This is a genomic window from Salegentibacter sp. 24 (assembly GCF_004362395.1).
Classification (GTDB): domain Bacteria; phylum Bacteroidota; class Bacteroidia; order Flavobacteriales; family Flavobacteriaceae; genus Salegentibacter.
Genome location: NZ_SNWE01000001.1, coordinates 1 through 12,367, shown reverse-complemented (window position 1 = coordinate 12,367; position 12,367 = coordinate 1). Strand labels below are relative to the sequence as shown.

The window sequence follows — 12,367 nt, the reverse complement described above, 5'->3', positions numbered from 1 at the left end:
AGGCAAAGGCTACCAACAATAATCAGAACGGCGGTACCGCTATCCCCCTTTAATAGATCATCAAAATTCAAAATCGTTGCGCTATAGGCAATAATTACAATCGCTAAAAAAATTACGGTATAAATAAACAACTTCATGTAAATAAACTCTGAATGTTAGTGGCAAATAATTTTACTGCAATGGCGAGCAAAATTACACCAAATACTTTTCTAATTACGCTAATCCCTTGACTTCCTAAAACTCTTTCAATCTTAGTTGAAGATTTAAGAACCATATATACAAAGATAATATTGATAAGTATAGCAGCAATAATATTTATCGCTTCATATTCCGCCTGTAGGGAAACCAAAGTAGTAAGGGTACCCGCACCGGCAATTAATGGAAATGCTAACGGAACAATGGAAGCGGTTTCGGGTTCATCATCTTTATAAAGGGTAATGCCTAAAATCATCTCGAGGGCTAAAAAAAATAATATAAATGCACCGGCTACAGCAAAGGAATTCACATCGATACCGATAAGATTTAGGATTTCCTTTCCTACAAAAAGAAAAACGATCATAATAATCCCGGCGACTACCGATGCCTTTTCACTTTGAATATGTCCTACTTTTTTACGCAGGTCTATAATAATTGGGATGTTCCCAATAATGTCAATTACCGCGAAAAGAATCATTCCTGCAGTAAATATCTCTTTTGCGTTTAATAATTTCCACATAACTCCCTATTTGAAAAATTTTGCGCAAAAGTAATTTTTAAAAACAGAGAATCAAGCAATTAGCAGGTAAAATTTTTATTAAAATTTATCCTTTCCCTTAAGAACTTCAATACCAGCTATTTTTGAATATTCCCAGTAATAAGACTATCTAAAACTAAAGATGAAATGAGATGGGAAATTTTAATTGCATTCCAGCGATGATGACTTTATGGCTTTCCTTATTTAGAAACTTAATCCTTCTGATCAATTAAAACCGGTTAAGGAAAGCTAAAGACCATAAGTACCAAAGCCAAAGTTCGATTTCCAAATATTTAAAAAGAACCTATTTAATGTAATTTCCCAAAGGTAGCATATAGAGGGTTGTCATTAATAAAAATATCAGGAACCGGTCATTTTGCAGAGGCCATCTGTAGTATATATACTCAATATCAATTATGGCATAACCTGGTCCGTGCTATTAATTTTGAATCAAAAGTGGGTTAAACTTTTCTCTCTATATTGAATTCCCATAGGTCTATAAATGATCCATCAATTTAAAATTTGATCACAAGTATAAAATAATGACGGGCTGAAAAATTAATTAATTCTGGAACCTAATCTGAAATTAGTACCACGATAGCCAAGGAAGCTATTGACCGCTATGGATTTTTTTAAGACAATACATTAATAATTACAAACCATCAAAGATTTATAGATTAAAACTTTCTCAATCAGGGAAGTTAAATTTATATTTGCGGTTATGTTTCAAATAGGAAAAACGATAGTTTCTGAAGAGATCTTGACCAAAGATTTTGTGTGTAACCTTTCAGCTTGTAAAGGTGCTTGTTGCGTGGACGGTGATGCCGGTGCCCCCGTAGCACCAGAAGAAAGACAAATCTTAGACGAGATTTATCCAAAAGTCAAACCTTATTTACGTCAAAAAGGGATAGAGGCCATAGAAAAACAAGGAAGTTATATCACCACCGATTTAGATGAGATTGAAACTCCGTTAATAGATGGCGCTGATTGTGCATATGTAACTTTTGATGAAAAAGGAACCGCGCTTTGCGCGATTGAAGAAGCCTATAACCAGGGTGATATCAATTTTAAAAAACCTATTTCCTGTCATTTATACCCAATACGGATACAGGAATATTCCGAATTTTCTGCGATAAACTACCATAAATGGCAAATTTGTGACGATGCTTGCAGCCTGGGGGCTGAGCTTCAGGTTCCTGTTTATAAATTCACCAAAGACGCTTTGGTCAGAAAATTTGGCGAAGATTGGTACCAGGAATTAGAAGAAGCAGCCAAAGAGCTTTAAAAAATTACCCATATTCCCTCATGACTGATTTTTCAGAAAAATTAAAATATTTCTGAAAGATTTAGTATCTTGTAATTCAAATTATAGCCCCAAAAATCGGCCAGTTCACAAACCGTTTTTTCAATACCCCTACATTTTATCGAATCCTGCCCCTACCTTATAAGCTAAAGGCTTACAAATTATTTTATTATCTAAATTGAAAAATTATGAAAAAACTAATCTTGCTGGGGTTTTCGCTGCTATTCTCTATTTCCACAATGGAAGCCCAGTTTCTAAAAAAATTAAAGGAGAAAATTGAAAAAAAAGTGGAACATGCAGTTACCGAAAATATTTCGGATAAAGCAGCTCACGAGGCCAACGAATCCCTTAATAAAATGTGGGAGACCAATTTAAAAAACAGCCCGATACCAATGGGTGCCAAGCGTGTGGATATAAGTGAAGTTCCTCAATCTTATGATTTTGATTGGGAATATCAATTAAATATGGAGACCAGTGAAGGTACGGTCAATATGACCTATCTTTTAAAAGAAGATGCTCCTTATTTCGGTATGCGAATGCCTCATGCTGAAGGAGTTTTTATGATCCTTGATATGGAAAGAAAACTTAGTATTATGTACTTCAACTCAGGAGAAAATAATTTTATAACCGCCAGCAAAATAGATGATCTTACTAATTCTGCGAAGGCAACAGGTCCCTATGAAAATGCAGAATTGAAGAAAATTGGGACAAAAGATATCTTGGGTTTTCAATGCCAGGGCTATGAAACTGAAACTAATGAACACAAATTCACCTTCTACCTTACTCAGCAGGCACCAATTTCTTTCGCCAATATGTATACAGATAAAAAAAGCAATATTCCTGAAGGCTGGAATACTGATTGGCTGGAAGAGGGTGATGCTCTGATGATGGAAATGCAAATGATTGATAAAAACAATCCAAATCAAACCGCAAATATGCGGTGTACGGGATTGGAGAAAAGATCTTTTTCAATAGATAAAGAAAATTATACCGCTCTTGCTACTGCAAAATAAATGGAGAATCATGGAGAACTCAAACGCACAAAATAAAGAAACCAGGAGCACTTTCGATCCTAAAACTATAGCCATTATTGCTTATCTAACTGTAATTGGACTTGTAGTGGCATTTGTTTTAAACAATGACAAAAGGAATGAATTTGCAAGTTTTCACATCAAACAATCCCTTGGACTTTGTAGTAATTAGCTTGGGACTTTTCATTATAGGCATGATCCCAATTTTAGGTTGGGTACTGAGCTTTTTAGGATCTATTTTCCTTTTATATTTATGGATAATGGGTCTTATAAATGCAATAAACCAAAAATTAAAACCAGTCCCCATTCTGGGTCATCAATTTGAAAAGTGGTTCGCAAATATGTAATTAACCAAAATCTTTGTTTATTTAATTATTATTCGGTTCTAAGGAATGTATCAGAAGCTTAGATTTACTAAAATCCGTTTCCAGAATTTCCTTGCTTTCCTGAATACCTAAAATTGAAAATAATTGTAATTAAATAACCCGGTCTTTACCGTCTGAGAAAAACCGCTCGGTTACAGATAAACCCAAAAATGAATTTTACTTTCAGTCTTTAAGAATTGTTGATCTACCAGTTTTCAACAAAATAACATCCTAAATCGACAAAAAGCAGAAAAATAGGTTCAAAACACTAATTCCCAGCTTTTTGTGTTGAAAACTTTGTGAATATCTTAAATAACAATTATTAACAACATCAGAATTTTTCATAATCTTTGTTTATACCCAAAACCCATAATTTTAGCTTTCATGAGTAAACAGGAACCCCTACTCCGGGATAACAAAGACCGATTTGTAATTTTTCCTGTAAAACACAATGATATTTGGGATTCTTATAAAGCAATTGAAGCGAATTTCTGGACTTCAGGAGCTATAGATATTCATCAGGATTTATTAGACCAAAAGGAATTAAGTGAAGATAAACGTTTATTGCTAAATAAAATCATTGGTTTAATACTTCATACGGAACATAACCTCAATGGAAAGTCCACCAAAAAACTTAGTGAAGACATCAAGCTTCCAGAAGCAAAATCTTTTCTCGATTTGCAGGTGGTAATGGAAAATACCCATACAGAAGCTTATGGAATTTGTTTGAATTCCTTTTTAACCAGCACCGAGCAGGAAGAAGTTTTTAAGGAGGTTTTAAATTTTCCAGCTACCACAAAAAGAGAAGACTGGATAAGCAAATGGCCTAATAGCAACTCATTTTCCGAGAAATTAGTCGCTCTTGCCACAGCCAAAAGTATTTTTTCCTATGGTGGTTTTGCCGCGATTTTCTGGATTAAAAACTGCGGCTTAATGCCCGGTCTTAGTTATACCTATGAAATGATTTACCGGGATAAAGCCCTACATCGCGATTTTGCTACACAGTTATTTAGAAATCATCTTTCAGAGGATATTTCAGATAAAAAAGTTTTTCAAATTATTAGTGAAGCGGTTGCTATAGAAAAAGAAGTTATTGCTAATTTCCTCCCTCTGGACTTAATTGGGTTAAAACCGAAGTCTTTAAACGATTATCTTGATTATGAAAGCAACAGGTTATTTACAGATTTAATGGTAGACAAAATTTGGGATACAGAAGAAGCGGCAAAAGAAAATCTATTAGAAAAACGAGCAAAAGACTTTACAAGCAGTAGTAAATCTGACGAAAAATTTAGTAAGATCAGTAAAAATACTGATTTATAAAACTGAAACAAGGGCCATGATCCCCAATGTGGTCTTGTTTCAGTTTTTTTTAAAGCCTCCCCCCGGGCTTCTTCATTAAAACAGTTAATAAAACTCATAGTTACCTCCAGCAATTCGCAATCTTCTAGCTTATATTCTTATAGCTTTTTTTATTTTTGGAGTAGAATTAGAAATTTCTACTATAAACAGGAATTAAATTATGATGAACTGGGAACAACTCCTTTCTTTAAAACGTTTTGGAGATACAAATAAGAGGTTGAGAAAAGAACAGGACGAAACCCGTTTAGGATTTGAAGTAGATTACGACCGAATAATATTCTCTTCCCCTTTTAGGAGTTTGCAGGACAAAACACAGGTGATTCCACTTTCTAAAACTGATTTTGTTCACACCCGCTTAACCCATAGTTTAGAAGTTTCAGTAGTGGGACGATCTTTAGGCAGGCTAGCAGGCCAAAAAATTCTAGAAAAACACCCACAACTAGAAAAGACACACGCTTACAAAATGAATGATTTTGGAGCTATTGTAGCTGCCGCCGCGCTCGCTCACGATATAGGGAATCCTCCTTTTGGGCATTCTGGAGAAAAAGCTATCGGGGAATATTTTAGCCACGGAAATGGGAGACGTTTTAAAGATGAACTTTCTTCAAAAGAATATCAAGATCTTGTGAAATTTGAAGGAAACGCCAATGGCTTTAAGATTCTTACTCAGAACAAACCGGGAATCGCTGGCGGGCTTCGACTTTCTTATGCCACCCTGGGGGCTTTTATAAAATATCCCAAAGAATCCCTCCCGCATAAACCCACACAAAATGTAGCGGACAAGAAATTTGGTTTTTTTCAAACTGAAAAAGAGATTTTTAAAGAAGTGGCTGTAGAACTAGGTCTTTTAGAGACTGGAAAAAATAAAGATTCAAGTTATAATCGACACCCTCTGGCATTTTTGGTTGAAGCTGCCGATGATATTTGTTATACCATTATCGATTTTGAAGATGGTATAAATCTTGGGCTCATAGAGGAAGATTATGCGTTGGAGTATCTTATTAAACTCGTTAAAGACAAAATAAATACTACCAAATATAATAGCCTTACCAATACAGCGGATAGGCTTAGCTACTTAAGAGCACTTGCCATAAATACCTTAATAACAGAAGCCGTGGAAACTTTTCTAAAAAATGAAGAGGCAATTCTTGCTGGAAAATTCCATCAAGGCTTGTTGGATAAGAGCAAGTATGAAGCTCAAATAGACGATATTATTAAAATTAGTATCGAAAAAATTTACCAGAGCGAAGAGGTGATTAGTAAAGAAATTGCTGGTTATAAAATGCTCTCGCATCTTTTAGACACTTATACGGAAGCGCTGCTTCCGAAGAAAGGTCATGAAGATTCTAACTTTAATCAACTCGTTTTAAAATCTGCGCCACATTTAAATTATTTGCAGGAAGAGAATTCGATTTACAGACGTTTATTGGAAATTTGTTCCTATACCGCTTCATTAACCGATGGTTTTACAGTTGCTTCATTTAAAAAATATAAAGGAATTAAATTGTAAAAAATGCCGGCTTAGGCAACCGGCCGCCTTAAAATTCATAGACGAGTCCGACGCCTAACATTTGTTTGAACTGAATCCTGGCTCCTGTAGTCTCCAATTCCCCGTCCCCATCAATATCCTGCTTATATTTCACATCGTCATCATAACGTAAATGAGAACCTACATTGGCCTTTATAAAATCGTTAACCTTTAGATTCACATTTAATTGCCATTCAACATCAATATTGCCAAATTTATTCAGGTAATCTGAATACAAACTCAACTGGTTATCTACCTCAACATTTTCAAATACCTCTTTGGAAAAATCACTTGTCACCAGGAAACCGAATTCTGTTCGTACATTTTCTCCTTCCTCAATAATATTTCCAAGGCTATCACGAACTGCACCTGTCACTCCGAACATGCCTTCATTGGCCAGTCTCTGAGCAAGCACAAAGGTAGATTTTTGGGTTACCGGAGAAATATATACCTTAAGATCTTCCACAGGATCTGAATATTCAGTCCCAATTCCTAAAAATAAATAACCCGGTGCCATGAATTTCGAAATTGGGCTATTGGTATCAGGGTATCTGTATCCGTTCGTAAACTGTGTATTAAAATCAAATTTTGCCGAATAAAACCAGTTAGAAGTTGAATCTTTTCTATAACCAAAAGAAGAGCTTAATCGTAACTCATCCTCGGTTTTTCTAAGCTCCTGTCCTTCCTGAGAATTAATTCCGTAACGCACCAAGGCTTTGTTACGCCAGAAAAGATCATCTTTCTTATAATTTCGCTCGGCAGTACCGTACACCAATGCTGAAATTGAATTATTCCCTCCAGCACTCCAATTAATAAAAGCGACCTCACTAATATTAACACCTACTTGATTTTTTTCTGTCCAAAAAACCACCACCACGGAATCTGCCTCGGTGGTATCCTTAACCACTTTCAAAGAATCTGAAGGCTTTATAGTATCGGTATAATAGTCAGGATAATAATCTGAAAAAGAATTTTTTGCGGTTAAATTTAAATGCACTAAAAGGGCTAAAAGACATAAGACTTTGAATTTCATTGGTTAATTTAGATTGTCGGAATTGCAAAATTAAATATTTTGAAGAAGAGACACTATTTCTTCCTCAATATATTCAACGTTAATTTTTGCAATTTCTTGTAACTCATCTATATTTCCCTGTTCTATAAACTCATCAGGTAAACCTAAATTCCTGATTTTTGATTTATAATTGGACCGGGCAGCAAATTCTAAAACAGCACTACCAAAGCCACCCGTTACTACACCATCTTCAATAGTAATAATAGCTTTGTATTTTTTAAATACGGCGTGTAAAACATCTTCATCTAAGGGTTTTACAAATCGCATATCATAATGTCCGATCTTTTCAACTTTAATATTCTCTATGGCTTTGGATACATTCTGTACCATATTTCCAACACTTAATACAGCAATTTTAATACCCTTCTGTAAACACCTGGCTTTTCCAATTTGAATTTTTTGAAAAGGGGTTTCCCAATCCAATTTAACTCCTCTACCACGGGGATATCTAATTGCCATGGGAAGACTTAAACCGAGTTGAGCCGTATAAAGCATATTTCTAAGTTCAGTTTCATCACTAGGTGCAGCAATTATAATATTCGGGATACACCGTAAATAAGCAATATCAAAAACCCCATGATGGGTAGCACCGTCCTCACCCACGAGACCTGCTCTATCAAGGCAAAAAATAACTGGTAATTTTTGAAGAGCAACATCGTGAATTACCTGGTCATACGCCCTTTGTAAAAAAGTTGAGTAAATGGCGCAAAAAACTATAAAACCCTGGGTCGCCATTCCTGCGGAAAGCGTTACCGCATGCTGTTCGGCTATTCCAACATCAAATGCTCGTTCAGGAAAAACCTGCATCATAAATTTGAGAGAACTTCCGGTGGGCATAGCAGGTGTAATTCCGATAATCCTTTTGTTCTTTTTAGCTAATTCTACTAAAGTGAGTCCAAATACATCTTGGTATTTCAATGGGAGTGCAGCGGTATCATAAGGTAGAAGTTCACCGGTATCAGGTTTGAATCTCCCCGGCGCATGATATTTTACTTGATCTTCTTCAGCTTTTTTTAAGCCTTTACCCTTTGTCGTAATTACGTGAAGAAATTTTGGCCCCGCTATGTTTTTCATCTTTTCGAAAACTTCAAGCAAGCCGGCGAGATCATGACCATCTACAGGTCCAAAATATTTAAAATTGAGAGCTTCAATAATATTGCTTTGTTTGGGCTTATAACCTACCCTGGCTTTAGTAAGATACTGTTTTAGAGCCCCAACACTAGGATCTATTCCAATGGCGTTATCATTAAGAACCACCAATAAATTCGCATTTGTTACTCCCGCATGATTTAATCCTTCAAAAGCCATCCCACTGGCAATAGAAGCGTCTCCCACCACCGCTATATGGTGCCTATTAAATTGTCCTTTAAGATTTGAGGCTATGGCCATTCCCAAGGCTGCCGAAATTGAGGTGGAAGAATGCCCCACTCCAAATGTATCGTAAGGACTTTCTTCGCGTTTTGGAAATCCACTAATACCATTCAACCTTCTATTGGTGTGAAAATTCTCTCGCCTGCCCGTCAAAATCTTATGCCCGTATGCCTGATGACCAACATCCCAAACCAATAGGTCCTCTGGCGTGTTAAAAGCATAATGCAAAGCTATAGTTAATTCCACTACCCCAAGACTGGCCCCTAAATGTCCTTCTTTTGTAGCTACAACATCTATGATGAATCTCCTAAGAGCTGCCGCCACTAACCCTAATTTATCAGGTGGGAGTTTCCGCAGGTCTTCTGGGGAATGTATATCTTCTAAAATCTTACGATCCATAATGCACAAAGTTAAGCTTTGGAAAGATATTTCTTGTAAGTATTTCTTCAGAAGCTAAATTTTTAATTTTTATCTTTCAAACAGAAAAATCAACCAAAATGCTGCAGCCTTACGACGACAAATATTTTATGCGAAAAGCCCTGGATGAAGCCGAGAAAGCTTTTGAAAAAGGTGAAATACCTGTTGGGGTTGTAGTGGTAATCAATAATCAAATTATTGCGCGCGGTCATAATTTAACCGAAACGCTTAACGATGTTACGGCACATGCTGAAATGCAGGTCATAACCGCCGCAGCCAGTTTTCTTGGCGGGAAATACCTGAAAGATTGCCGCATGTATGTGAGCCTCGAGCCCTGCCAAATGTGCGCTGGAGCTTTATACTGGAGTCAACTCTCTAAACTTATTTTTGCTGCAGAAGATCTTCAAAGAGGATACCGAAAAACCGGAGTAAAACTGCACCCAAAAACTGAAATAAAATCCGGTGTATTAGCCGCAGAAGCCTCAAACTTACTGAAACGCTTTTTCATCGAAAGAAGAAATTTAAACTAGTGATAGGTTTTTTTAAAAGTTAAAGACTTACTAAAGCCAAGTGTTATAATCCGTTAAAAGTTATTGCCAATTTGCATTTTTTCAAAAGATTTGATGTTTGTTCTAAATCAAATTACATTATTTCATTTATGGGAAATACTCAAGGACTTCTTAAGCTGACACTTATATTTTTAATTACTGGATTATCGGCTTCTGCTCAGCTTTCTTCCGAAAAGGAAGAGATTGAATCCTTTGAGCATAGTTTTTATGTTGCTGGAAATATTGGTGAAGATCTAACAGTAGAAGGTCAAAAACTATTGAAAGCAATAATTAAGGCTTCCAAAAATGATAAATCAGCTACTTTATTGATTCCCGGAAATTTTATAACATCCAGAGGGTTTTTACCAGAAGGAGAACGGGAAAAACAAAAGCATTTTCTGAAAAAGAATTTACTGGATGCCCTGGCAGAGTTTAACGGAAAAGTAGTTTTAACACCGGGACAAAATGAATGGAATGAAGGTGGACAAAACCGAATAGACGATCTGGAATCCTTTCTACAGGACAACCAATCTAATGTAGAAGTTTGGCCAGACGATGGCTGTCCCATAGAAAATGAAGAAATTACAGAAGGTATTGTTTTGGTTACCATCGACACACAATGGTATTTGCAAGATTGGGACGAATATCCAAATATGAATACAGGGTGCGATATCAAAACGCGTGAACAATTTTTTGCAGAATTTAAGGATGCCATTAAAGATGCCCATGGAAAAACAATTTTTGTTTCCATGCAACATCCTGTTATGAGCAATTCTAGGATATCCTTTTTTGAAAAAATTGGAGCTTTTTCTGCACAGGATTATCAAAGTGAGGCATTCCGGTATTTACGTGGGAGATTAGAAACTCTTGCCAGTCTTTATGACAATGTTATTTTCGCATCAGGTATTGATGGGAATTTACAGTATTTAGAAGACGACGGTATTCCTCAAATTATAAGTGGGACAACCGGTAAAACTGAAAAACTAAGCATCAGGAAAGAAAACGAACATTTTGGAACCACCAAGGCAGGGTATGCCAAACTAACCCCTCATAAAAATAACGAAACCTTAGTCGAACTCTACGAAATTGATAATGCTGACACTCCCGTTTTTAGTAAAACCATTAAAAGCGATGAACCGAACTGGGACGAAATCGATTTTAAGACCAAAGAAGAAATTGGCGATACGATAAGCGCATCTATTTACACCAGGGAAGAAACTGATAAATCGGGACTTTATGAGACGCTTTTTGGAGATTTTTATCGAGATGTTTATAGTACAAAAATAAAAGCCCCGGTGTTATTTCTTGACACCTTAGAAGGTAATCTTCAACCATTAAAAGAAGGTGGTGGCATGCAATCACGTTCCCTTAGGTTTATTAGTAAAGATGATCACGAGTATACAATACGGGCATTAAGAAAAAGTGCTACCCGATTTTTACAGGCCGCTGCAGTAAAAGATCACTACATTAAAGACTATATAGAAAACACCGTGGCCCAGCGTTATGCCATGGATCTTTTTACTACTGCACATCCTTATGCCCGCTATTCGCTTAAGCATATCAACGATTTACTGAATATTAAGGCCGGTAAACCAGAAATTTTCTACATTCCCAAGCAAAAAGCCCTGGGATTAAATAACGATGAATATGGCGGGGAACTCTATATGCTCGAAGCCCACGTAGGTTCAGAAAATAAAGAATTTGAATTATTTGGCTCTCCGGAAAATATCATCAGCACCACAGATCTTCTTGAAGAAATGAAAGAATCCAAGAATATCCAGGTCGATGAAGAGGAATATATAAAGAACCGGTTGGTTGATATGTTAATAGGGGATTGGGATCGACATTTTGATCAGTGGCGATGGGCTCTTCATACCCAGGAAGATGGCACAAAACTTTACAAACCTATTCCTAGAGACCGGGATTTTGCATTCCCTAATTATGACGGTTTTATTCCGGATTTAGTAAAACTGGGATTACCCACGGTGAGAAAAATGGAAACTTTCGATGAAAATGTAGATAACGTAAAATGGTTTAACCTTTCAGGTTATCCTTTAGACCAACGTTTACTCAAAGAATCAAATTGGAAGGATTGGCAGCAACAAGTTTCTTTTATTCAGTCCAAGCTTACCGATAAACAAATAGAAACTGCCTTTGAAGCTTTACCTAAAGCAGCGAAAGATCAAAGTATTGAGCAAATAAAAGCAAGCCTTAAAGCGAGAAGGGAAAATTTGGGAGATATCGCCCAAAGATATTATAATTATCTGCAGGAATTTCAAGTGTTAACCGGTACTGAAGAAGATGATGTTTTCAATATTGAAAGAAAGAAAAACGGTATTACCAAAATTACATTAGTTAATAAAAATAATGAGAATGTCTTTGAAAACTTCTATAATTCTGAAGCAACAGATGAAATTTGGATCTATGGCCTTGATGGAGACGATACTTTTAAAGTCACAGGCAAGGGCAGCGAACCCTTAAGGATAAATGTAATCGGAGGGGAAGAGAATGATATCTATGATTTTAATAATACCAGTAAAATTAACCCGAAAAATTCATGGGATATAAAGAAGAATTGGGCGTAAAGTGTTATATTTAAAGAGCTTGACGGTCTCTTTACTAACACTAAAACAGCCCAAT

10 protein-coding genes are annotated in these 12,367 nt (G+C 36.1%); 7 read left to right on the top strand and 3 right to left on the bottom strand.

Annotated features, from left to right (window positions below):
- Positions 1–133: 133 nt before the first annotated feature.
- A complete protein-coding gene (locus DET49_RS00050; RefSeq protein WP_133546107.1) occupies positions 134–715 on the bottom strand; it encodes a MarC family protein in 582 nt (193 codons plus the stop codon).
- Between the two features lie 739 nt (positions 716–1,454).
- Here DET49_RS00050 and DET49_RS00045 point away from each other — a divergent pair.
- From DET49_RS00045 to DET49_RS00025, 5 genes are all read left to right on the top strand, one after another.
- Positions 1,455–2,018 (top strand): DUF3109 family protein, encoded by a 564-nt coding sequence (locus tag DET49_RS00045; protein ID WP_133546106.1) that lies wholly within the window; start codon positions 1,455–1,457, stop codon positions 2,016–2,018.
- Between the two features lie 206 nt (positions 2,019–2,224).
- Complete coding sequence (locus DET49_RS00040; protein ID WP_133546105.1) at positions 2,225–3,049, top strand: DUF4412 domain-containing protein; 825 nt, start codon at positions 2,225–2,227, stop codon at positions 3,047–3,049.
- A 10-nt stretch (positions 3,050–3,059) separates the two neighbouring features.
- Positions 3,060–3,239 carry a hypothetical protein gene (locus tag DET49_RS18620; protein ID WP_243729469.1) on the top strand — a complete coding sequence of 60 codons (180 nt, stop codon included), beginning with the start codon at positions 3,060–3,062 and terminating at the stop codon, positions 3,237–3,239.
- Between the two features lie 577 nt (positions 3,240–3,816).
- Positions 3,817–4,752: a ribonucleotide-diphosphate reductase subunit beta gene (locus DET49_RS00030; RefSeq protein ID WP_133546104.1), complete on the top strand. Its 936-nt coding sequence runs from the start codon at positions 3,817–3,819 to the stop codon at positions 4,750–4,752.
- A gap of 202 nt (positions 4,753–4,954) precedes the next feature.
- Complete coding sequence (locus tag DET49_RS00025; protein WP_133546356.1) at positions 4,955–6,301, top strand: deoxyguanosinetriphosphate triphosphohydrolase; 1,347 nt, start codon at positions 4,955–4,957, stop codon at positions 6,299–6,301.
- Positions 6,302–6,329: 28 nt separating this feature from the next.
- Here the strand turns inward: DET49_RS00025 and DET49_RS00020 are convergent, their stop codons facing one another.
- Together DET49_RS00020 and dxs are read right to left on the bottom strand one after the other, a co-directional pair.
- Positions 6,330–7,352 carry a DUF3078 domain-containing protein gene (locus DET49_RS00020; protein ID WP_133546103.1) on the bottom strand — a complete coding sequence of 341 codons (1,023 nt, stop codon included), beginning with the start codon at positions 7,350–7,352 and terminating at the stop codon, positions 6,330–6,332.
- A 30-nt stretch (positions 7,353–7,382) separates the two neighbouring features.
- Positions 7,383–9,161 carry a 1-deoxy-D-xylulose-5-phosphate synthase gene (dxs, locus tag DET49_RS00015; RefSeq protein WP_133546102.1) on the bottom strand — a complete coding sequence of 593 codons (1,779 nt, stop codon included), beginning with the start codon at positions 9,159–9,161 and terminating at the stop codon, positions 7,383–7,385.
- Positions 9,162–9,259: 98 nt separating this feature from the next.
- On the opposite strand from dxs, the gene DET49_RS00010 reads away from it, so the two are divergent.
- Both DET49_RS00010 and DET49_RS00005 read left to right on the top strand, forming a co-directional pair.
- Positions 9,260–9,709 (top strand): nucleoside deaminase, encoded by a 450-nt coding sequence (locus DET49_RS00010; protein ID WP_133546101.1) that lies wholly within the window; start codon positions 9,260–9,262, stop codon positions 9,707–9,709.
- 128 nt (positions 9,710–9,837) lie between these two features.
- On the top strand, positions 9,838–12,312 hold the full coding sequence (locus DET49_RS00005) for a hypothetical protein (protein ID WP_133546100.1): 2,475 nt from the start codon (positions 9,838–9,840) through the stop codon (positions 12,310–12,312).
- Positions 12,313–12,367 lie beyond the last annotated feature (55 nt).

Bases quoted from the DNA above. Each gene is read 5' to 3' on its own strand.
- DET49_RS00030 (WP_133546104.1), top strand. From the start codon at position 3,817: ATGAGTAAACAGGAACCCCTACTCCGGGATAACAAAGACCGATTTGTA.
- DET49_RS00025 (WP_133546356.1), top strand. From the start codon at position 4,955: ATGAACTGGGAACAACTCCTTTCTTTAAAACGTTTTGGAGATACAAAT.
- DET49_RS00020 (WP_133546103.1), bottom strand. From the start codon at position 7,352: ATGAAATTCAAAGTCTTATGTCTTTTAGCCCTTTTAGTGCATTTAAAT.
- DET49_RS00045 (WP_133546106.1), top strand. From the start codon at position 1,455: ATGTTTCAAATAGGAAAAACGATAGTTTCTGAAGAGATCTTGACCAAA.
- DET49_RS00050 (WP_133546107.1), bottom strand. From the start codon at position 715: ATGTGGAAATTATTAAACGCAAAAGAGATATTTACTGCAGGAATGATT.
- DET49_RS00010 (WP_133546101.1), top strand. From the start codon at position 9,260: ATGCTGCAGCCTTACGACGACAAATATTTTATGCGAAAAGCCCTGGAT.
- DET49_RS00040 (WP_133546105.1), top strand. From the start codon at position 2,225: ATGAAAAAACTAATCTTGCTGGGGTTTTCGCTGCTATTCTCTATTTCC.
- DET49_RS00005 (WP_133546100.1), top strand. From the start codon at position 9,838: ATGGGAAATACTCAAGGACTTCTTAAGCTGACACTTATATTTTTAATT.
- dxs (WP_133546102.1), bottom strand. From the start codon at position 9,161: ATGGATCGTAAGATTTTAGAAGATATACATTCCCCAGAAGACCTGCGG.
- DET49_RS18620 (WP_243729469.1), top strand. From the start codon at position 3,060: ATGGAGAACTCAAACGCACAAAATAAAGAAACCAGGAGCACTTTCGAT.